Source organism: Candidatus Omnitrophota bacterium (genome assembly GCA_028715415.1).
GTDB lineage: Bacteria > Omnitrophota > Gorgyraeia > Gygaellales > Profunditerraquicolaceae > JAQURX01.
Genome location: JAQURX010000007.1, coordinates 58,780 through 80,829, shown reverse-complemented (window position 1 = coordinate 80,829; position 22,050 = coordinate 58,780). Strand labels below are relative to the sequence as shown.

At 38.2% G+C, this 22,050-nt stretch carries 21 protein-coding genes; all 21 read right to left on the bottom strand.

All coding sequences use genetic code 11. The annotated features are described in order from the left end of the window. Positions 1 to 3: 3 nt before the first annotated feature. Entirely contained in the window at positions 4 to 1,107 is a 1,104-nt protein-coding gene (gene rodA / locus PHO70_04400; GenBank protein MDD5432212.1) for a rod shape-determining protein RodA, read from the bottom strand. Positions 1,108 to 1,118: 11 nt separating this feature from the next. Beyond that, entirely contained in the window at positions 1,119 to 2,828 is a 1,710-nt protein-coding gene (gene mrdA / locus PHO70_04395; protein ID MDD5432211.1) for a penicillin-binding protein 2, read from the bottom strand. Positions 2,829 to 2,840: 12 nt separating this feature from the next. Further along, positions 2,841 to 3,314 (bottom strand): rod shape-determining protein MreD, encoded by a 474-nt coding sequence (mreD, locus tag PHO70_04390; GenBank protein MDD5432210.1) that lies wholly within the window; start codon positions 3,312 to 3,314, stop codon positions 2,841 to 2,843. Between the two features lie 7 nt (positions 3,315 to 3,321). Continuing rightward, entirely contained in the window at positions 3,322 to 4,095 is a 774-nt protein-coding gene (gene mreC / locus PHO70_04385; GenBank protein MDD5432209.1) for a rod shape-determining protein MreC, read from the bottom strand. Positions 4,096 to 4,106: 11 nt separating this feature from the next. After that, the gene (locus tag PHO70_04380) at positions 4,107 to 5,180 is read right to left on the bottom strand and encodes a rod shape-determining protein (GenBank protein ID MDD5432208.1); all 1,074 of its coding nucleotides are present in this window, start codon (positions 5,178 to 5,180) and stop codon (positions 4,107 to 4,109) included. 570 nt (positions 5,181 to 5,750) lie between these two features. Continuing rightward, positions 5,751 to 7,070: a 3-phosphoshikimate 1-carboxyvinyltransferase gene (gene aroA, locus PHO70_04375; protein ID MDD5432207.1), complete on the bottom strand. Its 1,320-nt coding sequence runs from the start codon at positions 7,068 to 7,070 to the stop codon at positions 5,751 to 5,753. Beyond that, positions 7,067 to 7,936, bottom strand: a complete 870-nt coding sequence (locus PHO70_04370; protein MDD5432206.1) for a hypothetical protein — start codon at positions 7,934 to 7,936, stop codon at positions 7,067 to 7,069. The genes aroA and PHO70_04370 overlap by 4 nt, the downstream gene beginning before the upstream one ends. Positions 7,937 to 8,038: 102 nt before the next feature. Further along, positions 8,039 to 8,968 carry an RluA family pseudouridine synthase gene (locus tag PHO70_04365; GenBank protein ID MDD5432205.1) on the bottom strand — a complete coding sequence of 310 codons (930 nt, stop codon included), beginning with the start codon at positions 8,966 to 8,968 and terminating at the stop codon, positions 8,039 to 8,041. Further along, entirely contained in the window at positions 8,950 to 9,684 is a 735-nt protein-coding gene (gene lgt, locus PHO70_04360) for a prolipoprotein diacylglyceryl transferase (protein ID MDD5432204.1), read from the bottom strand. The genes PHO70_04365 and lgt overlap by 19 nt, the downstream gene beginning before the upstream one ends. Before the next feature lie 89 nt (positions 9,685 to 9,773). Beyond that, positions 9,774 to 10,205 (bottom strand): signal peptidase II, encoded by a 432-nt coding sequence (gene lspA / locus PHO70_04355; protein MDD5432203.1) that lies wholly within the window; start codon positions 10,203 to 10,205, stop codon positions 9,774 to 9,776. 13 nt (positions 10,206 to 10,218) lie between these two features. Continuing rightward, entirely contained in the window at positions 10,219 to 10,602 is a 384-nt protein-coding gene (locus PHO70_04350) for a TraR/DksA family transcriptional regulator (GenBank protein ID MDD5432202.1), read from the bottom strand. 1 nt (position 10,603) lies between these two features. Further along, the gene (gene ileS, locus PHO70_04345) at positions 10,604 to 13,414 is read right to left on the bottom strand and encodes an isoleucine--tRNA ligase (protein ID MDD5432201.1); all 2,811 of its coding nucleotides are present in this window, start codon (positions 13,412 to 13,414) and stop codon (positions 10,604 to 10,606) included. 2 nt (positions 13,415 to 13,416) lie between these two features. Next, positions 13,417 to 14,280: an S-methyl-5'-thioadenosine phosphorylase gene (gene mtnP, locus PHO70_04340; GenBank protein MDD5432200.1), complete on the bottom strand. Its 864-nt coding sequence runs from the start codon at positions 14,278 to 14,280 to the stop codon at positions 13,417 to 13,419. A 68-nt stretch (positions 14,281 to 14,348) separates the two neighbouring features. Further along, positions 14,349 to 15,176 carry a pyrroline-5-carboxylate reductase gene (locus PHO70_04335; GenBank protein ID MDD5432199.1) on the bottom strand — a complete coding sequence of 276 codons (828 nt, stop codon included), beginning with the start codon at positions 15,174 to 15,176 and terminating at the stop codon, positions 14,349 to 14,351. 6 nt (positions 15,177 to 15,182) lie between these two features. Further along, a complete protein-coding gene (locus PHO70_04330) occupies positions 15,183 to 15,854 on the bottom strand; it encodes a YggS family pyridoxal phosphate-dependent enzyme (protein ID MDD5432198.1) in 672 nt (223 codons plus the stop codon). A 186-nt stretch (positions 15,855 to 16,040) separates the two neighbouring features. Beyond that, a complete protein-coding gene (gene ftsA / locus PHO70_04325) occupies positions 16,041 to 17,297 on the bottom strand; it encodes a cell division protein FtsA (protein MDD5432197.1) in 1,257 nt (418 codons plus the stop codon). Then, a complete protein-coding gene (locus tag PHO70_04320) occupies positions 17,287 to 18,120 on the bottom strand; it encodes a cell division protein FtsQ/DivIB (GenBank protein MDD5432196.1) in 834 nt (277 codons plus the stop codon). Before PHO70_04320 ends, ftsA begins: the two co-directional genes overlap by 11 nt. Continuing rightward, a complete protein-coding gene (locus PHO70_04315; GenBank protein MDD5432195.1) occupies positions 18,107 to 19,063 on the bottom strand; it encodes a D-alanine--D-alanine ligase in 957 nt (318 codons plus the stop codon). Before PHO70_04315 ends, PHO70_04320 begins: the two co-directional genes overlap by 14 nt. Beyond that, positions 19,054 to 19,935 (bottom strand): UDP-N-acetylmuramate dehydrogenase, encoded by an 882-nt coding sequence (gene murB / locus PHO70_04310; protein ID MDD5432194.1) that lies wholly within the window; start codon positions 19,933 to 19,935, stop codon positions 19,054 to 19,056. Before murB ends, PHO70_04315 begins: the two co-directional genes overlap by 10 nt. Then, positions 19,907 to 21,268 (bottom strand): UDP-N-acetylmuramate--L-alanine ligase, encoded by a 1,362-nt coding sequence (murC, locus tag PHO70_04305; GenBank protein ID MDD5432193.1) that lies wholly within the window; start codon positions 21,266 to 21,268, stop codon positions 19,907 to 19,909. The genes murB and murC overlap by 29 nt, the downstream gene beginning before the upstream one ends. Further along, the gene (locus tag PHO70_04300) at positions 21,265 to 22,047 is read right to left on the bottom strand and encodes a peptidase MA family metallohydrolase (GenBank protein MDD5432192.1); all 783 of its coding nucleotides are present in this window, start codon (positions 22,045 to 22,047) and stop codon (positions 21,265 to 21,267) included. Before PHO70_04300 ends, murC begins: the two co-directional genes overlap by 4 nt. Positions 22,048 to 22,050: the final 3 nt, after the last annotated feature.

The following is a 22,050-nucleotide window of genomic DNA, read 5'->3' as shown; positions in this document are numbered from 1 at the left end:
AAATTAAAAAACCGACCTTTTCCTATCTATGCTAACCAATATCCCTAAAGAAATCAAAGTAACAAACACCGAAGAGCCTCCATAGCTCATCAAAGGAAGCGGCACTCCTACTACCGGAGCTAAGCCGATATTCATAGAGATATTGACGAATATCTGCACGCTTAACATCAAAGAAATCCCATAGGCCAAAAGCCTTCCGAAAGGATCACTGGTTCTTTGAGCTATAATGAAACCCTGCCTGATAATTAAATAATACAAAGCTAACAAGAAAACACAACCTACAAAGCCACATTGCTCCGCAAAGGTAGCAAAAATAAAATCAGTATGCGATTCCGGCAAAAAGTGCAGCTGGCTTTGCGTCCCGGAAAGCCAGCCCTTGCCAAAGAACCCTCCGGAGCCTACCGCAATTTTAGACTGAATCACGGTATAGCCCGCGCCAAGAGGATCAATGTTAGGATTTAGAAAAACCATCAACCTTTCCTTTTGATAATCACGCAACATATGCCAAAAAAACGGCAAAGGCAAAACAACAGCTAAAATAAAAACAAGAATATGCCTCCATCTTACTCCGGCTAAATAAATTAAAGTAATAAATAAAATGAATACCAGCATCGCACTCCCTAAATCCGGCTGCTCCATAATCAAACCTACAGGTATAATTATAAAACAAAATGGCAGAATTAAACCGCGGACTATGCCGAATTTTTGAGGCCTAAGAGAAATATCGTTAGCAGACTTCCTGCTAAAATATTTTGCAAGAAAGATAACAACAGCAAGTTTTACAAATTCCGAAGGCTGAAAATTAAAACCTCCAATCTTAATCCAACGCTGCGCCCCTAAACGCACAGCACCCAGCAAACCAACTAAAAACAAAAGAAAAACCGAGCTGCCATAAAGAAAATATGTCCAATCCCAAATCCTCCTATAATCAAGATTTGACATAAAGAAAAAAAGTGCGAAGCCAAGAATAACCCATTGAATCTGGCGTTTATAAATCTCTTGCCATACTTTACCTTCTTTCTGATAGGTGCTGCTATATATAGAGAATATGCCCATAAAACAAATTATCAAAGCCACTATTAAGATTAAAAACCTTGAGTTTCTCAAGAATATTCTCCTTATAGCAAATTTTTATTAACCATCTCTTCAATTATTTGTTTTGCTAAAACAGTTGAAGCATATCCGGGCCCGCCGTGTTCCAGCAATACACAAATAACATACTTTGGTTCTTCGTAAGGAAAGAACCCCGCAAACCAAGCATGAGTTGAATTACGCGAGGTCTGCGCAGTACCGGTTTTCCCAGCCACGGAAACAGGCAAAGTTGATAACACATTTCCCGTTCCTGAAGGATATACTACAACATCACGCAGGCCCTTACGCACAATCGCTATTGTGTTTGGTTTTAAAGATAGATCGCTATTCTTTTTTTGACGGGTGGCAACAGCTTTGCCTGCGATAGACTTTATTATGCTTGGAGATACCAGATAACCTTTATTTGCAAAAACTGCCATCATCCGCACCATTTGTATCGGGGTGACTAAAACTTCCCCCTGTCCGATAGAAAAATTCGCAGTATCTCCATCATACCAATTTTGAAATTTATGCAGCTTACGCCACAAAGGAGACGGCACAAAACCACCTGCTTCATATGGCAATTCAAGAGAAGTAACCTTTGCCAAACCAAATTTTATAGCATAATCGTAAATCGTCTGGGCTCCAAGAGAAAGCCCGGTTTTGTAAAAATAGATGTCGCAGGAATGCGCCAACGCATCATAAATATTCTGCTCTCCGTGAGTAGTCCAACAGGCAAACTTACGGTTTCCTACTAAGGTCTGGCCTTGGCAAAGAATAGTAGTAGATAAATTTATTTTCTTTGTTTCAAGCCCGGCAGTTGCCATTATAGCCTTAAAGATTGAAGCCGGAGGATAAGTATTGCTGATAGCACGATTCATTAAAGGGGCATCTTTATCGCTAAAAAGCCCAGAGATAGAAGCAGACCTCTCAACAAAATCCGCAGGATCAAAACTAGGAGCGCTTGCCAAAGCGATAATCTCTCCAGTATTAGGATTCATTATGATACAAGCGCCATTCCTTTCTCCTAATTTATCCTCTACGATTTTTTGAATATTTAAATCAATGGTAAGCTGAATATCCTTACCATTCTTCGGAGGCCTAAAACCTAAAACACGGACAAACCTGCCTTTATGATTGACCTCAAAGGACAAACCTCCTTCTTCTTGGCGCAAGTAATAATCAAATTTCTCCTCTATCCCACCGAAACCGACTAAATCTTTTGTATTATATCCATAATCCTGCAATTTTGTAAGCCGCCAGTGATCAATTTCATTGATATAGCCGATAATATGACAGGCGAGTTTTCCGTAAGGGTAATCCCGTACAGGATTAGGTTGGATTATTACACTTGGAAGCTCAAGCTTTTTTTCAGCTAAAATTATTGCCTTCTTCAAATCAATATTTCTTTTAATCGTGACAGGCAAAGATGAAGAAACAAAACCGGCTTTGTAGGCCTTTTTAAGAGACTTAAAATCTGCATCAAGAACCCGCGACACAGAAAGCAACACCGCATCTAATTTTTTAGCCTCCTGCGGCAAAACCATAACATCATAAGAAAGCTTATTTGAAACAATAATTTCCCCATTCCTATCCAGGATCTTCCCGCGGCTTCCCAGCTGGGGGAGCAATCTTATACAATTCTTATCGCTTAACTGACGAAACTTTCCGCCTTGAATCACCTGAAGGTTAAAAAGGCTAAAGAATAAAAACAAAAGCATAACAATAATCAAAATGCCTGCGATATTCGATCTCATATTTCTAATAAATTATGAATAAAAATCCGGTTTGATAAAACGGGAAATTACTGGTAAAAGAAGTGCCGTATAAATTGAACTGATAAATAAAATCTTTAAGAATACCCCCAAAGGAGTAAATTCTCCAAAGAACCCCAGCGCTAAACCGGTAATAAGGTTTTGCAGAAAACATACTACAAACAGAAGCGCCATACGCATAAAGCTATCTTCAAAAGAAACCTGCCTTTTCAACTGAGCTATAAGAAAACTCCAGGTGGGGAATAATAAAACATTTATTCCGATACTTGTTGTCCCGAAAATATCTTTAAACAAACCTGCGATTATGCTAAAAAGAAATGCCCATTTTAACTCAAAGAATAAACCTGCAAATACAACACTTATCAGCAACAAGTCAGGCTTTACATTAAACACCTTAAAGCCATCCAACAAAGTTACCTGCAATATCCCGCTTATTAAAATAACAAATAAGAAATTAAGCTTCTTCATTTTTTAATTACTCGACAATTATTAGGACTTCTTCAATGCTAGACAGATTAACTACCGGTTTAATTATCGCATAACTGCTTAACCCGGAAAATTCCTTACCGGCATCAACAACCGTGCCGATAAGTAAACTCTTTGGATAGGTCTGGCTTAATCCGGAAGTGACAACAGTATCATTAATATTTATATCGGACTCTTCCGGAATATATTTCATGATGAGGTTGCTCCCGAGAGTCCCGCAAACTAAACCTTCCTGACGCGAGCGCTGGATTACACCTGAGACTCCCATATTCGGGTCGCTTATCAACAATACCTTACTTGTGAATTTCGTTGTTTCCAAAATCTTTCCGACCAAACCCAAATATGAAATTACAGGCATACCCGGCCTTATACCGCTATCCGATCCTTTATTTATGATAAGCGTTGATGACCAATTGTCAGCTGACCTTGCAATTACTTTAGAAGCAATGACCTTATAAGTGGAATTTTGTTTTAAAGAAAGCAGATTCTTTAAACGCTTATTTTCCGCGCTAACCTCATCCAATGAACTTAATTTCTGCTTTAATAAATCTGCTTCTTTATTCAAGATTTCATTTTGTATGAAATTGCGGTGGTAAAAAATGACCCCTTTAACCTCCCTGCCAATCAGGGTAAAAATATTAAAAGGAAAAGACATGCCATCTGAAACCGGTACTCTGATTGCTGATGTAGACTTAAGGATAACTACAAGGAGGAAAACGATAACGGCGAGAATTATAAGAGGTTTCTTTTTAAGCTTAAACACACTTTGTAAGACTAAGTACGCATCTCGGTTTTAATAGGAACAGTGACTTTCTTAAGATAGTTTATCTCATTTAAGACTATTCCTGTGCCATTAGCAACCGCGGTTAATGGATCATCTGAAATATGCACTGGCAGGCCTGTTTCTTCGGAAATCAATTTATCTATCCCTCTTAACAATGAACCGCCGCCAGCCATAACAATGCCGTGCTCAATTAAATCCGAAGCTAATTCCGGAGGGGTCCTTTCAAGTGAAATCTTTGCAGATTCTAATATTGCACGGACTGGTTCCTGAAGAGCTTCCCTTATTTCTTCAGAAGTTATCGTAACTGTTTTAGGAAGCCCGGCAATTAAATCCCTGCCTTTTACTTCAATAATTAATTCTTCTTCCAAAGGATAGGCTGAGCCAATCTTTATTTTAATATCTTCGGCTGTGCGCTCACCAACCATAAGATTATAAGTTTTCTTTAAATATTCAATGATTGCTTCATCCATCTCATCGCCACCAATGGGAATGGATTTCGAAAAAACTATACCTGCTAAAGAAATTACTGCTATTTCGGTTGTGCCTCCTCCGATATCAATAATCATATTACCGATTGGGTCCTGAATGGGTAGGCCCACACCTATTGCCGCTGCAATAGGCTCCTCAACTAAAAATACTTCTCTGGCACCTGCGCGCTCAGCAGAATCTTTTACCGCGCGTTTCTCAACTTCCGTAATCCCTGATGGGATGGCAATAACAATTCTTGGCCTTACTAAAACACGGCGATGATGGACCTTCTTGATAAAATATCTTAACATCGCTTCGGTTATTTCAAAATCAGCAATAACACCATCTTTCATTGGGCGGATTGCGATAATATTTCCCGGTGTGCGGCCCAACATGCGCTTTGCTTCTTCTCCTACAGCCAATACATGCGTAGTCCCGCGCTCAATCGCTACAACGGAAGGCTCGCATAAAACCACACCCTCCCCTTTTACAAATACAAGGGTGGAAGCTGTACCTAAATCAATACCCATATCATTGGAGAATAAACCAAGAATATAATTAATTGATTTTTTGAGTATATCGGGGAATTGTGCCATGCACGCTCCTTAATGAAAGGCAGATAAATTCAGTTTACCTGTATTTTAAGGATTCTACCAGAGATTAAACCCTATGTCAAATAAAAACTTACTTAAAAAATAGTAGTTCCGCGTCTGCCTTGTCTTGCACCTTGCCATATCGGATTGGCAAGTGCGCCCTCGCTGGGCTGTTTCTCGCAGCACCGCTCTTTATACTTTTGCTTTATGGTTTTCGCTTCCGGCACTGAAGATTTTTGCCGTGCGCTGCGGTTTACTTCGTCGCTACGGCTTAGCGTTCTCTTGTAGCTGTCCTCCGCTCCTCGTAAATCCTTGCGCACTAGTGTTAGTAGCTGTGCCAAAAATCTTCTAATGTGCCGTCCGCAAAAACCATAAAGCTATAGATAATCTGTTTCAGCGGATGGCTTGGCTTTTGTTTTATCGGGGCCTCCGAGGATGCCGAGCGGGCACGGATGCCCAGCTAAATAGAAAGTAGGCAGAGCGAGGCACCGCAGGGGAGCGAAATTTTGCCTCGCAGGGGCAAAATAAGCGTCCCCGAGAAAACAGAAGACAAGGCAGACGCGGAACCTTTTTTTACTTAGTTATATTCTTTAGAATTTTTAAGAAATCAGGGAAGGATTTATCAATACAAGAAACATCATCTATGCGGGTTTCTCCATCTGCTGCAAGCCCAGCAATAATCAAACTCATCGCAGTGCGATGGTCGCCAAAACTTCTTACTTCATTGCCCTTAAGTTTATTTCCACCATTTATAACTACATCTTCTCTACTTGCAGATTTTACAACGAAGATATCAACACCCATCTTTTTAAGGCCATCACACATTGATTGTATCCGGTCAGTTTCTTTAACACGCAGCTCTTCAACTCCTTCAAAAACACTTTTTCCTTTTGCAAACGAAGCTGCAACCATCAAAACAGGAAGTTCATCTATCAAGGTAGGAATTTCCTCTTTCTTGATAATAGTGCTTTTTAGATTGCTGCTTTTTGCCAATAAATCACCTATAGGTTCAAATTCCTCGCCTCTTAATTCATTAATTTCAATATCCACACCCATTCTTTTTAATACATTGATAACTCCAAGGCGCGAAGGATTTAAACAAACATTTTTTATTAATATTTCAGAATCAGGAAGGACTATGGATGCAACAATAAAAAAACTTGCAGAAGATATGTCTCCGGGACAAAAGACTTCATTCGGAGACTCTAATTCTCTTCCGCCTTTTAAAGATATTACGCTGCCTTGAGTTTCAATATCTGCCTTAAACATCTTAAGCATGCGTTCAGTATGATCCCTCGTATTAACCGGTTCAATAATCTTAGTTTCACCTTTTGCATATAGCGCAGCCAAAAGTAGCGCTGACTTTACCTGCGCAGAGGCAACTGGGAGGCTGTATTCAATTGGTTTAAGTTTCCCACCATTAATTACAATCGGAGGATAATCTTCGGGCTTACCTGCTTGCTTCTTTTCGTTAGCGCAAATTTTAGCCCCCATCAATCTTAACGGGGCATTGACACGCAGCATCGGACGATTAGAAAGCGATTTACCTGCTATAAGAGTAGTTTGGAACGATTGGCCGGCAAGAAGGCCTAAGAAGAGCCTAAAAGTAGTCCCAGACTCTTCAATAAAAATAGGGCTTTTAGGTTTAGTTAACCCCGAAAGCCCTTTTCCTGAAACAACAAAATCTTTTTCTTTTTTTATAATTCTAACGCCTAATTTACGAATAGCTTCTATAGTGCTTAGGCAATCTTTATTAAGAGGGAAATTCTTTACGAGCGTTTTGCCTTTTGCAATTGCGCTTAAGATAATCGCGCGGTGGGCTATTGATTTATCACCGGGTAAATCAACAATTCCCTTGATACGTGAAAGCGGCTTTACAACAAAAAAACTCATTTAAGCTTCTGTACAGCCTTATCGCCTTCGCCAACCTTATTCTTAAGATCGTCGGACATAAAACCAGCTGCAGCCATTGTCTCGTGCACCTTCTCAACTTTTACATCGCCTAAATATTTATTACCGCGATAAATTGAAAATACCTGCCCTACTTCAATGCCATCTTTTGTCCCAAGGCTAACAACGGCAAAATTATAATCCTTATTTACAACTAAAATATTTCCTGTCAAACCCTGTTTATCGGAAACTGTTTCTTTTGTTTTCTCCTTAGCAGGGGCTGGCTTTGCTTTTTCTGCCTTTGGAGCTTTCTCTTTTTTAGGAGCTTTTTCTTTTTTCGCCTTCCCTTTTGTAGGAGCGGGCGGCTCAGGGTTAACAACAATTTTACCAAGCTCTACCTGCGATTTTGATTCTAAGTCTTTAACTTTTAATTCTAAATCTGCCTTCTGAGATTCAATGGTTTTTAATTGATCTTGCATCTTCTTTGCGTCATCCTGAGATTCTTCAAATTTCTTCTCTAAATCAGCTCGCAAAGACTTTTGCTGATCCAAGTCGGCTTTTATCTGCTCAAGCTTAGCCAACGCTTCTTCTCCCGCAGCCTTTTCTTTTTCAAGGTCTCCGGTTAACGCCTCGACTTTCTTGGAAGATTCATCTAATTTTGATTTTAAATCAGAAATAAGCTTTTCTGAATCCTTAAGCTTCGTTTCAGTAATCCTCTGCCTTGTTTGTACTTCTTCTAACTTCTCTTCAAGATCGGTACTTTTTTTCTTCTCAAGCGAATAATAATAAAAACCGCCGCCAGCCAAAGCTAATGAAATAATTATTAATACGATTAAGATAATTACTGGAGCACCAGCTTTTTTATTCATTTATCCTCCCGATGACCCCGTTTTCGACGGGTAAATTGATACTTTATCAAATAAGTAGAATAATTTTCTTTAACCCTTACTATATCAAAAGTTACGTAAAAATCAAGATTTATTTTTGGGAGTTAAGTCTTTGGAGATCTTATTGAATTCTTCTGGTATTGCAGTTGAAAATTCTACAAATTTTCCTGTAGAAGGATGGATAAATCCTAAATATCTTGCGTGAAGAGCAAGCCGTTCAAACTTATTATTTTTTCCGTATTTTGTATCCCCTAAAATCGGGTGTCCCAGATGAGAAAGATGCACTCTTAATTGATGGGTCCTGCCGGTAAACGGCTCTAACTCTAAAAGGCTAAAAACCTCGCTTCGCTTAATAGTCCTATAAAATGTTTTTGCCTCTCTTGCATCATCCCTAAAAACAACAGCCATGCTTTTTCGCTTAAAAGGATGCCTTCCGATGGGAAGTTCAATTACGCCTTCATCAAACTCCATTTTCCCTTTTACTAGTGCAACATATTTACGCTTAATACTGTGTTCGGCAAATTGAGACACTAAAGCTAAATGCGCGTTATTATTCTTGGCAATCACAATTAATCCGGAAGTATCTTTATCAAGCCTATGCACAATTCCGGGGCGCTTAATATCAACGCTTGATAGATTCTTAAAATGATGTAAAAGTGCATTAACCATAGTATGTTCGTAATTACCCGGTGCAGGATGCACTACAAGCCCGCATTGTTTATTTATTATCGCCAAATCTTCATCTTCATAAATTATATCAAGGGGTATGTTTTCCCCATCCAACGAAGATTCTTTCTTATCAACAATAGTAATCTTAATTAAATCCCCGTCTTTAATCTTATGGTGAGGCTTTAATTGATTGGAACCATTCAAGCTAACAGCTCCCCCGGAAATCAGTTTCTTGATAGCCTCCCGCGAAAACCCAAGCTTATTCTTCTGGGAAAAATCAGCAATAAATAAATCAAGCCTTCTTATTGAATCTTCCGGTAAAACTTTTATCGAGTATTCTTCCATTTTATTATAATCCCTGCAATCGCAATGCAAAAAACCGCAATGCTTAATAATTGAAACAACGTAAGCCCAGAAATAATTCTTGCGTTATCATCACGCAAGAATTCAATAGAGAACCGTTTTACAGAATATAATAAAAGGTATACAAAGAATATTAACCCTGTCTTGTGTGGTTTATTCTGCAGAAACCTTAGGATAAAATAAATTAGAAGCAACGCCAGAGAAGAATATAGCTGAGTAGGGATAAGGACTGCGTCGTGTACTTTAAAATAAATTCCAAAGCCAAAGCCTACCTTGCCATAACAACAGCCATTTAATAAGCACCCTATCCTGCCGATAGCCTGAGCAAGCGCAATAAACGGAGCAATCAAATCTAAAATTTTAAGCAAAGAAAGTTTTTTCTTCTTTATGTAGATAACCGAGGCAAATGAACCTAAAATTAAACCGCCAAACCAGGCCATCCCGCCATGGTTAAGCATAAATATTTCAAGGGGATTATTTAGATAAAACTTGAAATTAGCAATTACATAGAAAATGCGGCTTCCCAAAACTCCGAAAATAAACCCTACAAAACAAACATTGAATATTACATCCGGGTCGATCTTCTCTCTTTTTGCCTCAATGCTTGCCAAAGATGCACTTACTAAAAAAGCAAGCACAAGCATCAAGCCGAAAGAATATAAAGTAAACGGGCCTATTGTACAAATTTCTGGAAACATACTAAACTCCGTTTCAAGATTCAAGTTTCAAGTTTCAAGGTTCAAGATTAAATGCTTGAAACCTGAAACTTGCAACTTGAAACTTGGAACTACTTTTCTTTCTCCGTTAATATAGACCACCCCAACATTACAGCTCCGATAGTTATCGCGCTGTCAGCGATATTAAATACAGGCCAGATGCGAAAATCAAGGAAATCTATGACATATCCGACACGCACCCTGTCAATGAGATTACCAAGAGCACCCGCCAAAACAAGGCTTAAAGATACACAGTAAAATATTTTATGCTTATTATCCTTTAAGGCGAAATAAAATAAAATAATGGTAAATAAAGAAGTGGCGATTAAAAACGGAACCTGATTCTTTAAGATTCCAAAGGCGGCTCCCTTATTATGGACAAGGCTTAGATGGAAAATCCCGTTGATTATGGGGATAGAACTACCCAAGGCAAGATTTTTAACAACAAGAAATTTTGTGAGTTGGTCTAAAAAAAGGACGGATATTACGATGATTTGAATCATCGGAAAGAAAAAATTACTTTTTCTCCCTTTTTTCCTTACACTTAACGCAAAGGCGGGCAGTAATGACTGCTTTTAGCCTTGTTTTGGCAATCGCAGACTTGCAGTCTTCACAAATCCCGAATGTACCATCTTCAATTCTTTTTAAAGCATCGTCAAGCTCGTAAATCATTTTTCTTTCGTTTGAAGCTATCCCGAGAGAAAACTCTCTATCATAAGAATCTGTAGCAACATCAGCCATATGATATGTATATCCGGATATATCTCCGGATGCTTCTTTCTGCGATTTTTTTAAAGTGTCATCGGATATATGTTGGATATCATCCAATGCCTCTTCTTTCCTTTTTATAATCAGCTTCTTAAACTCCGCAAGTTCTTTCTTATTGAATTTCTTTCTCAATTTATACTCCTCTCGCTAAAGCCTTAAAGCAACTCTCGCAAATCAAAGGATGCTCTTTAAGCTTACCTACTGAATCTTTGTAATTCCAGCAGCGGGCACATTTTTCTCCAAGAGCTTTTTCTACAACAATTCCGACATCTGGGAATGATTTACCTATTAAAGAGGCTTCCAACTCTTCTTTTTTCTCAACTACCACTTCGGAAACCTTAAAAATCTCCAATAAGTCATCTTTTAAGCCGTATAAATATTTATAACGGTTTTGGTCTTTTGTCAACAGAATTATTCTTGCATCAAAAGAACTTCCGATTAAGCCCTGAGAACGTTTCTCTTCTAATTTCTCGGTAACATCGGAAACCAATGAAATAATCGGAGTTAATTCTTCAAAAGCATCTTTTCCCTTGCCATATAAGCTGCTCTCTGATTTTCCAAACGGCCAATCCAAAAGATGGACGCTAGAAATTATTTTTAATTTTTCCTCTTTAGGCATGCTCTTCCAGATTTCATCCGCAGTAAAGACTAAGATCGGAGCCATAACCCTAACCAAAACATTAAGCACTTCATGCATAGCAGTTTGGGAAGCCCTTCTTTCAATGGATTTAGCAGCATACGTATAAAGCCTTCCCTTAACCATATCCAAGTAAAAAGTGGATAATTCTATATTGCAGAATTCATATATTGCCTGAAATGCCTTATAAAACTCAAAATTATCATAAGCCTTGTTTACTTTCTCTAAAACCAAACGCTCTGCACCAAATAATATCCATTTGTCTATTTTTCTTAATTCTTCTAATTTTACTTTATCAACCTCAGGATTAAAATCATAAAGGTTACTTAAGATAAATTTCGCGGTATTCCTGATTTTTCTATAAGCTTCTGAAAGCCGGGTGAGTATTTCTTTAGAGATACGGATATCCTCATTATAATCGCTTGAAGCTACCCAAATCCTCAAGATATCTGCTCCATAATCTTTGATGATATCAAAAGGAGAAATTACATTGCCCAAAGACTTTGACATTTTCCTACCCATTCCGTCTACCACAAAACCATGAGTTAATACATTTTTAAACGGCGGGTGGTTATCAATGCACATTGAAGGAATTAATGAAGACTGGAACCATCCTCTATGCTGATCAGAGCCTTCAAGGTATAATGCGGCAGGGCTTCCTCCTAATTCAGGCCTCTTTTTTAATACTGCCTGGCTGCTGACTCCCGAATCAAACCAAACATCCAAAATATCCGCGCCCTTAGAAAAAGTTTTTCCTTTTTTACAAACCGGGCAAACTAAATCCTGCGGAAGAAATTCTTTAACATCTTTTATAAACCAGGAATCAGAGCCCTCTGCCTGGCAGAATTTTGCAAACTTCTCTATTACGCTTGCATCAAAAAATTCTTCTTTGCATTCTTCACAAACCAATGCCGGGACAGGCACCCCCCAATAGCGCTGGCGTGACAAACACCAATCCGGCCTTAAGCCCACCATCGCAGAAATTCTTTCTCGACCAGCAGATGGTATCCAAGTCACATCTTTGTCTATTGCCTGGGTAAGTTTTTTCCTTAAATCATTGTGGTCAATTATCAAGAACCACTGTTTTGTGGCACGGAATATAATCGGATTCTTGCAGCGCCAGCAATGAGGATAGGAATGCTGAATAGAGCCCGACCAAAGAAGTGCATTTAAACTAAGTAATTTTTCTAAAATTAATTTATTAGCATCATAAACATTCAGGCCTGCGAACTCTCCAGCGCTTTGATCAAATTTACCGCGCGAGTCAACCGGCATTACAATTTCCAACTTATATTTTATGCCTGTAAGATAATCCTCTGCGCCGTGTCCCGGAGCCGTATGCACCAACCCGCTTCCCTCTTCTCTTGAGACATAAGGAGCTAAAACTACTTTTCCTTTTCTTAATCCAAAAGGATGTTGATAAGATAAACCTTCCAAGTCTTTTCCTAATAATTCTTTTATTAATTCGTAATTTTCAATTCCTGCTTTTCCCAGCACATTACTTAAAAGCTCGCTTGCAACAATTAAATTTCCCTTATCTGTCTTAATATAAGAATACATGAAATCAGGATGCACTGCTACCGCAACATTAGCAATCAGCGTCCAAGGCGTAGTCGTCCAGATAAGCAAGTAGCTATCAGAGGAAAAATCTTTTGATTCCTCTAATTTGAATTTTACAAATATAGATGGCGAGGTATGATTTTCATATTCCACCTCTGCTTCAGCAAGCGCAGTTTCACACTTAAAGCACCAGTTAACAGGCTTAAGCCCACGCTTAATGTAGCCCTTCTTAAACAATTCATTAAAAGAAGTAACTATCGCCTCTTCATAATCACGGCTTAAAGTCAAATAGGGATTCTCCCAATCGCCGAAAACACCTAAACGCTTAAATTGCTCTTTTTGATTTGCGACATATTTCAAGGCATAATCATAGGCTTTCTTTCTAAATTCAACCTGTGAAATCTGATATTTGCTGATTTTTAGTTCTTTAAATAGCTGATGTTCAATAGGAAGCCCGTGGCAATCCCATCCCGGAACATATGGAGAATCAAACCCCTGCATTGTTTTATATTTTATGATAATATCTTTCAGAGTTTTATTTAAAGCATGCCCAATATGGATGTCGCCATTTGCATAAGGCGGCCCATCATGCAAAACGTATTTTGGCTTGCCTGTAGACTTATCGATAATCTTTCTATAAAGATCCTGATCGTACCATTCCTTTAATAAAAGCGGCTCGCGTTTAGGAAGATCCGCTTTCATCGGAAAATCAGTTTTAGGTAAATTTAAAGTATCTTTGTAGTCCATTTTTATCTCACATACTTCCCAATAATAATTCTTAAATCCTTTTTTACTTTCTCCGGAATAAGCTTTCTATCCGTACAAATTGCATCTTTTAATGCACTGCAACACGGACAAGTCCTTTCTTCAGGCATATCTTTAACAATTCTCTTGATTATTTTCTTGGAATTATCTACGTTTTTCAAAAGATTAGCGATAATCATATCTAAAGTAACAGTTTCTTCACATTTATACCAACAGTCATAGTCTGTAATTGCAGCCAAAGTAACATAACAGATTTCCGCTTCTCTTGCAAGTTTTGCCTCACACATATTTGTCATACCAATAATATCCATACCCCATTTTCTATACAGATTTGATTCTGCACGCGTGGAAAATGCGGGGCCTTCCATGTTAAGATATGTTGCTCCCAAATGCACATTAAATTCTAAATTAACTGCAGCCTTATTTACAATTGCCGCTGTCTCAATACAAGTTGGTTCTGCAAAGGCGATGTGAGCTACAATTCCTTTCTCAAAAAAAGTCATGGGACGCGCCTGATTTGTGCGATCCACAAATTGATCAGGGATAACAAAATCTAACGGCTTAAAATCCTCTCTTAAACTCCCGCAGGCTGTAACTGAAATAATCCTTTCAACACCCAGCTTCTTCATCCCAAAAATATTGGCACGGTAATTTATTTCGCTGGGAGACAATTTATGCCCTACGCCATGGCGCGGCAAAAACACAACATCTTTACCTTCAAGGCTACCTGTAATAAATTTATCGGACGGCTTGCCATAAGGAGTTGTAACGGCAACTTCTTTAACGTTTTTTACGCCTTCAATCTTATAAAGGCCACTTCCACCGATAATTCCTATTTTTCCCATAATAGTCTCCTTAGAAATGCTTGTTTCAAGTTTCAGGTTTCAAATTTCAAGTGAAAAGTATCAAAATTAAACTACCCTTTGGATAGCTCTTCAGCACGTTTAGCTGCAGCTTTGGCTGCTGCGTCTAAGTTTTTAAAATCGTGTTTTAATTCTTTTAACCCTGCTTCTGTAGTTCCATTTTTCGATGTAACTTGTTTTTCAATTTCCTTAGGAGAGGCATGTGTATCTTCGATAATTTTAATCGTTCCTTCACTAGTTACGCTAGCTAATATTTTAGCTTGCTCAGGAGTAAAACCAAGACTAATAGCAGAAGCGGTTAGGCTAGGTACAAAACTATTTTCGGCAAAATCTTTCATTTCTTCCAAAGTCTTTCCGTCAATTAAATCACAAAGAAACCCAGGCCCGCTTCCCGATACAGCGGTTGCAGCATTCATCAACTCCTCGCCTATTTGGAGAGTCTCGCCCAAATAATCAAATAAATTCTCAGCAAAATCAATATCTTCCTGCGTAGCAAAGCTACCTTTTGACAAACAAGTCATTCCAGAGCCAATTTTAGCTGGCATATTCGGCATTACCCTGATTACCCTTGCCATACCAAGATATTCCCCAATATAAGAAGTGCTTATCCCTGCGGCGATAGAAATAATTAATTTGTCTAATGAAATAAATTTCTTTATTTCTTCTAAGATCCCGCTAAAATCCTGTGGCTTTACCGCAATAATTATTACATTAACTCCATTTACAAGATCTTTTACGCTTTGAGATACTTTTATCCCCAGTAAATCCTTGGTCTTGTTAAAATCTTTATCAAAACACTGAATCTCATAATCATTCTTTAGTTGTTGGGCAATCGCAGAACCCATATTCCCAAAACCAATAATTCCAATTTTTGTTTTCATCTTTCTTTAACCTTCAAATATCGCTTTTCCTAATCGCACCATATCAGAGCCTTCTTCTATCGCAACCTCAAAATCATCAGTCATCCCCATAGAAAGAAGTTTCAAACTGCAAGTTTCAAGCTGCAAAGAATTAATTGAATCCCTTAATTCCCGCAATTGACGGAAATAAGGACGGGCTTCTTCTGGGTTATCAACTGCGGGAGCTATAGTCATCAAACCTAATACCCGCACATTCATTAAAGCAGAAATTTGTTTAACCGCTCCGGAAACTTCATCCGGATTAAAACCAAATTTCGTTGCTTCAGGAGAAGTTTTTACTTCAATTAGTATGTCCTGAATCTTATCTAATGCTTTTGCCTGTTTATCAATTTCCTCTGCCAGACGCAAGCTATCCACCGAATGAATCAAATCAAAGATCTTTACAGCTTCTTTAACCTTATTGGTCTGAAGATGGCCAACCATATGCCATTTGGCTCGCTGTTCGTTGGATTTGGTTAGCGCTTCCTGAACCCTATTCTCTCCTATATTATATAGGCCTGCGGCAATGGCTTCCTTGATTTGCTCAAGAGTTCTACCCTTAGAAACAGCAACTATGGTTATCGTTTCGGGATTACGCTTAATTTTAGCGCAAACCGAAAAAATACGTTCTCTAATCTTCTTTAAATTATCTTTAACCATACTTCAGGAATAGTATTATACACGATAAAACCTATGGGTCAATGGATAGTGTTAAAATAATAGGCAAAGACCGTTTACTTGGAGCTAGATTGTAACACTGTCATCCCTGCGGAAGCAGGGATCCACTATATAGCGTAGATTCCCGCATTCGCGGGAATGACAAAAAACTAGTAACGCAAATTTTAATTAGAAATACTCCTGGTAAGCCTCTTTGAACCTGTTTAAGGTTTTTACAAAGAGGTTTTTGGCTGGCTGTTGAATAGGTAAGACTCCTAAAGGGCCTTTTTCGAGGGATTTGCAAATCATACCCAAACAAGTAAGATAAGTTAAGTATTTTTGCCCAGATAAAGAATCATTTTCCTGGACAAAAGGCGCAATCTCCGAATTACTAACCCTGCCCATCTTAACAGGCATAGAAAGAATTGTCTCCATGGTTTCAATGAAACCTTCCAAAAGAATAGTTCGGCCTACCACAGTAAAATCCCTGACTTCAAAAGCGGGAATCCTTTTTTCTATGGATTCTTTTATGCTTGAACAAATAAGCTGCGCAGAAGATGTAATTATTTGCGAAACAAGTTTTTGTTTAATAGGCTTATAAAGATTGCTCTTTTTTACAAGAATCTCTTTCTCTTCCCCTATACGCTCCGCATCTCCAATTACTCCATATGATCTTTTTATCTCTTCCGCCAACTCAACCGGGATCTTTAACACGTCGGAAATTTGTTTTGTAAAATAATCGCCTCCGATATTCAAAATCTCCATATCCCGGAGAACACCGTCATTAAATATTAAAATTTCGGTAATATCGGAACCTATATCGCAAAAAATATGCGTTCCTTCCTTAAGGCCTTCATTAAAAACAACTTTGCTTGTTGCAAGCCCCGAGAAGAATAAATCTTTCATATCATAGCCTGACTGCGAAATGACCCGGCTCAAACTCTGGATGGAAGAAAGTTTCCCGTAAACAAGATAAAGATCAACTTCCAGTTTATGGCTGTATAAACCGAGGGGATTTGCAATATTGCTCTTTGAATCTATCGTGTAACCGGAGGGAACTTCATGGATTATCTCTTCCTCAAGGTTAGAGCCCAAGATTCTCGCCTGCTCAATTACTCTTTGGATATCCGAAACCGTTATAACTTTATTCCCGCGCTCAACAAGAGGAATGATTGCCCGGCTATGTTTTGTATCAATATCGAGCCCGGAAATATTCGCATATAAAGATTTTATATTTATCCCTGATTTTGCTTTAAGGCTCTTTAATAACTTGGTGATTACTCCGACAAGTTCTATAGCATCAACAATAGCGCCTTCCTTCACGCCTCTAATCGGTGCGTAATCAAAGAATACATTTGTCAGGCGCTTTTTATTGAACAAGGCGACGCTTGCGGCAATCTTGCTTGAGCCAATGTCCAGTGCACAAATATAATTATTATTTATCATTATTTAATTTAATTACCGGTTTCTTGAATCTTAAATCTACATAACTCATACCGGCTAAATCCTGTTTTCCCTCAAGAAATACCCCTGCGAGGATAACCAGTTTATCTTTAATATTATCTGCTCCGATTTTAACCTCAAGGATATCATTAACAAGGACAACTTTTACATCAGGATAATCTGGGATCTTAGGCGAAAGCCTGATAAAGATTGAAGTGTTAGCCGGGTTTGAAACATCAATCTTTTTGATTTTATAATCTTTTAAAACATTATTCCTGCTCATCTCTTTAATGATATTTAAAGCCAGCCAAAGCTCTCTTACACTGCTGCGTTTACCAACCATAGAAGCAGAAAGCTTTTTTTCAAGCCCGAATAGTTGAGGCAGGTCTTCATTAGAAGATTGCTGATTTAGCGAATAAAAAATAACTCCGTTTTCATCAATCACAAAATCTTTGTTTAATTTTACGATTGCCAGAGGCCTTCTCCTCTGAAAATCTACAAATAAACGATTAGGAAAAACCCGGATTAATTTTACATCGCTGCAGCTTGGACAAGACCTCAGGATATGCTGCGCATGGTAAGAAATATCTATATCAAAAATATTCTTTCCTTTTAAATAAGAAAGGTCCATCGTGGTATCAGCATCTCGCGTAACAATATCTTTAATTTTAAAATAATCGGAAACAATAAATGACTTCCAAATATATCCTATTATAAAAGATAAAGCAAGAAGAATTAATAACGCCGCCCCAAGAACTTTTAAAGCCATGGCTCGGGCTTTCTTAAAACCAGTCCCCTGCGAAGATTTGTTTTTATTTTTTCTCATATGCCAGTTTAATCAGCTCAAAACATAATTCATTGAATTCCAATCCGGTTATTTTCGCGGCTTTCGGTAAAAGGCTTGTCGCTGTCATCCCGGGGATAGTATTAACCTCCAACACAAAAGGAATATTTTCAGAGTTTAACATCAGGTCAACCCTAGAGCATCCAAAACAACCCAGAAGTTTATGCGCACGAAGCGCCGCTGTTTTTACTTTACCGGCTACATCAGGCTCTAATTCAGCCGGAATCTTGTATTCCGTCAAACCTACCTGATACTTAGCTTCAAAATCAAAAAACTTGTTCTTAGGAATGATTTCAATAACCGGCAATGCAGACTCTCCCAATATTCCTACAGTTAATTCTCTCCCCTTTATGTACTCTTCTGCAATTACTCTCTCATCAAATTGAAAAGCTATTTCCAAAGCCTTATTTAAATCATCCCAATCATCAATAATTGATAAACCAATACTGGAACCCTGGGCTGCGGGCTTTATCACTAATGGTAAACCTAATTTCTTGCACTTATTTAAGTTTAGCTGCCAGGATTTCTTTTCCAGTACGCAATAATCTGGAGCCAATAAAGAAGCTCTGCGAAATACTTCATGAGAAGAAACTTTGTCCATGGCTATTTTACTCGCCAACGCTCCTGAACCGGTATAACGCAATTTAATTTTATCAAGGATATGCTGAATCTGACCATCCTCTCCGAAGCGACCATGCAAAGCCAAAAAAGCACAATCAAGCTTAAGATATTTTAATAGGATAGCATTTTCATTATGGTCATCTGATTTTATATCGATAGAAATTGCATCAAAGCCAGCTTGCTTTAAAGCTTCGAATACGGCTTTTCCTGATTTAAGTGAAATCTCTCTTTCGCTGGAAGCCCCACCCATCAAAACGCCGATTCGTCCGAATTGTTTTGAATCTTTAATTTCTTTTATCTCCATATTTTTATCTCTGGTTTTAAGTTTATATTAAATTTTCTTTTTACGCGTGAATTGATTATTTCCATTAACCCTAAAACATCATTTGCCGTGGCATTCTTCTGATTTAAAATAAAATTGGCGTGCTTCTTTGAAACACATGCCCCACCAACCATCCTGCCCTTTAATCCGCACGCATCTATTAATCTGCCGGCTGAATCATTAGCAGGATTTCTGAAAATACATCCGGCATTTGGACGGGAGGCATCCTGCGTTATGCTACGCTGCCTGCGGAATTCCAAAAGCTTCCTGCTAATTTCTTTTTTAGTTGTTTTTGAAAGCTTAATCAAAGAATCCAAAATAATATACTCTGCCAGGCTTGACGAACGATAACCAAATATAATATTTTCTTTTTTTAACAGCCTTATCTTTCCATTATAATCCATTACGCGGACATTTTCCACTAAATCTCCAATATTTTTCCCCCATGCCCCGGCATTCATAGCCAAGGCCCCTCCTAAAGTCCCGGGTATTCCTGTAAAGAATTCAAACCCGGACAAACCTTTATTAAGTGACGCTAAGATTGCCTGATTCAATAATACGCCGCTTCCTAATTCAACATGATTCCCGGAAAAATGAATTTTCTTAAAAAAAGGGCTGTCTAACTTAATAACAATTGATTTTATTAATCCGTCGCTGACCAATAGATTGCTTCCCGAGCCAATTACATGGACCGGGATTTTTTCTTTCTTTGAGATAGAAACCAACAGCTTTAAATCGTTTAAATCTTTTGGGCTTACAAAAAATTGCGCAAGCCCGCCAATTTTAAAGGTAGTCTTGTCTTTAAGAGGTTCAGCAATGCAAATTTTAGCTTTTAATTTTCTGGGCCAATTCATCGCTTAATTTAGTAATGTCCCCTGCCCCTAATGTAGCCACCAGGTCTCCGGGCTTTATTATGCTTAAGATATGTTCAACTATTTTATTCTTTGGCAAGAAACAAACGGTCTTACCATTTAAATTCTTCTTTATCAACTCCGCTAAGATCTCACCGGTAACCCCTTCAATCGGCTCTTCGCTCGCTGCGTAAATATCCGTAAGGATTAAATAATCAGCCATATCAAAAGCCTTTTTAAACTCTTCCAATAACAACTTTGTCCTGCTGTAACGATGCGGCTGGAATACCGTGATAACTCTATTTTTCTGCAGGTTTTTTAATGCCGAAAGCGTTGCTTTTATTTCTGTAGGATGATGCGCGTAATCGTCTATAACAAGGTAATCATTATCTTTATATTTGATTTCCGCTCTGCGGCCGGAGCCTTTATAATCTTTCAATGCCTTCTTGATAAACTTTAAATCCAATCCTAACTCTAAACCCAATGCAATGACTGAAAGGGCATTAGAAATATTGTGGCGTCCTCCCAAAGAAAGGGAAAATTTACCTACAAACTTTTCCTTATGAAAACAGTCAAACTCCGAGCTTAAGCCTTCAAAAATAATGCTCTTCGCATAAACCTCAGCATTCTCTTTTAAACCAAATGAAATTTTTTTATGTTTGTAGCCCTTTAGCAGATTGTTTAAATTATCATCATCTTTGCAATAGAATACACATCCTGTTTTATCTGTTTGGTCTATAAATTTCCTAAAGGCCTTTAATTCACTCTCAAAATCAGTGTAATAATCAAGGTGTTCGCGGTCGATATTGGTTACAATTGAATATTTCGGCCGATAATATAAAAACGAACCATCCGATTCATCAGCTTCTGCGACAAAAAATTTGCCATTGCCAAAAAATGCGTTTGTCCCGATATTTCTAAGGATTCCTCCTACGGCAACCGTGGGGTTTAATCCGGCTTCTATTAATAGATAAGAGATTAAAGATGTAGTCGTAGTCTTGCCATGGCTGCCGGAAACCGCGACAACAGACTTTTCGCTCATCAGCTGGGCCAAAGCCTCTGCCCTTTTTATTAAAGGGATGCCTTGTTTTTTCGCTAAGATAATCTCCGGATTGTTGTCTTTTATTGCTGAAGAATAGATTACCAAGCTTGCGCCATTTATATTTTGCGCATCATGCCCGATAAAAATCTCAGCTCCCTTAGCTTTAAGTTCATTTGTAGAATGGCTCTCTTTTAAATCAGAACCGCTAACCTTAACGCCATTCTTTAAGAATAACTGCGCAATCCCGCTCATGCCGATCCCGCCGATGCCGATAAAATGGTAATGTTTTTTCATTTTCCCCTTAGATATTTAACCCAAGCTTCGTTTAACTGTTTTATATCTTCAAAAGGATAGCTTGAAGATAAAGCTATGTTAAAATTCTTTTTGTCTCTTAAATTCTGGCAGAACAGAACAAATTTGTCCCTGCCAAATTCATTAATCAAAAAGCTTACGACACTAAATGCTTCAAGATAAAAAGTTCCAATCTTATTGTTCTCCCGGCTCAACTGGGGGTTAAACCCCGTTAATTCCCTAAGATCCATAAAAGAATTATTTTCTATAGCTTCTTTTGTTACTCTATCAGCCATTGAAAATTTTTCCTTCTGCTGATGGCTGGCAACCCCCTCATCAAGCCAGATAGGTATCGCGTAATTGTCAAAACCAACAAACTCCCTGAATATTATATGCCCCATTTCATGAGGTAACACTGTTTCTGAAAAGCCTTGCGCGTACAGGAAAGAATAGATTGTCTTCTCCTTCGGGATAGCAGCACCACCCGACCATTTAGGCTGCCCTGTTGTTTTTTGATAGTCTGCCGCGTCATCATAAATATAAATCTTAGCACGGTTATCCCAAAGCCAGAAATCAAAACGGTTAAAACCAAGCTCATTTGCAATTTCATTATAAAATCTTTCTGACTTATCAGAAATCTCTTTTATAAAACTCTCCGGGGCATGCTTATAATAAATAATGAAATGGTCGCTCTTTAGTTCATTCCATTTATCAGTATGCAAAGCAAATGCGTAACTGAAAAGAGTTAAACTAACCAATAAAGTAAGAATAATTTTTCTCATTTT

Coding starts and splice junctions, on each gene's coding strand:
- mrdA (MDD5432211.1), bottom strand. CDS start 2,828: ATGAGATCGAATATCGCAGGCATTTTGATTATTGTTATGCTTTTGTTT.
- mreD (MDD5432210.1), bottom strand. CDS start 3,314: ATGAAGAAGCTTAATTTCTTATTTGTTATTTTAATAAGCGGGATATTG.
- PHO70_04380 (MDD5432208.1), bottom strand. CDS start 5,180: ATGGCACAATTCCCCGATATACTCAAAAAATCAATTAATTATATTCTT.
- aroA (MDD5432207.1), bottom strand. CDS start 7,070: ATGAGTTTTTTTGTTGTAAAGCCGCTTTCACGTATCAAGGGAATTGTT.
- PHO70_04370 (MDD5432206.1), bottom strand. CDS start 7,936: ATGAATAAAAAAGCTGGTGCTCCAGTAATTATCTTAATCGTATTAATA.
- PHO70_04365 (MDD5432205.1), bottom strand. CDS start 8,968: ATGGAAGAATACTCGATAAAAGTTTTACCGGAAGATTCAATAAGAAGG.
- lgt (MDD5432204.1), bottom strand. CDS start 9,684: ATGTTTCCAGAAATTTGTACAATAGGCCCGTTTACTTTATATTCTTTC.
- lspA (MDD5432203.1), bottom strand. CDS start 10,205: ATGATTCAAATCATCGTAATATCCGTCCTTTTTTTAGACCAACTCACA.
- ileS (MDD5432201.1), bottom strand. CDS start 13,414: ATGGACTACAAAGATACTTTAAATTTACCTAAAACTGATTTTCCGATG.
- PHO70_04335 (MDD5432199.1), bottom strand. CDS start 15,176: ATGAAAACAAAAATTGGAATTATTGGTTTTGGGAATATGGGTTCTGCG.
- PHO70_04330 (MDD5432198.1), bottom strand. CDS start 15,854: ATGGTTAAAGATAATTTAAAGAAGATTAGAGAACGTATTTTTTCGGTT.
- ftsA (MDD5432197.1), bottom strand. CDS start 17,297: ATGATAAATAATAATTATATTTGTGCACTGGACATTGGCTCAAGCAAG.
- PHO70_04320 (MDD5432196.1), bottom strand. CDS start 18,120: ATGAGAAAAAATAAAAACAAATCTTCGCAGGGGACTGGTTTTAAGAAA.
- PHO70_04315 (MDD5432195.1), bottom strand. CDS start 19,063: ATGGAGATAAAAGAAATTAAAGATTCAAAACAATTCGGACGAATCGGC.
- murB (MDD5432194.1), bottom strand. CDS start 19,935: ATGAATTGGCCCAGAAAATTAAAAGCTAAAATTTGCATTGCTGAACCT.
- murC (MDD5432193.1), bottom strand. CDS start 21,268: ATGAAAAAACATTACCATTTTATCGGCATCGGCGGGATCGGCATGAGC.
- PHO70_04300 (MDD5432192.1), bottom strand. CDS start 22,047: ATGAGAAAAATTATTCTTACTTTATTGGTTAGTTTAACTCTTTTCAGT.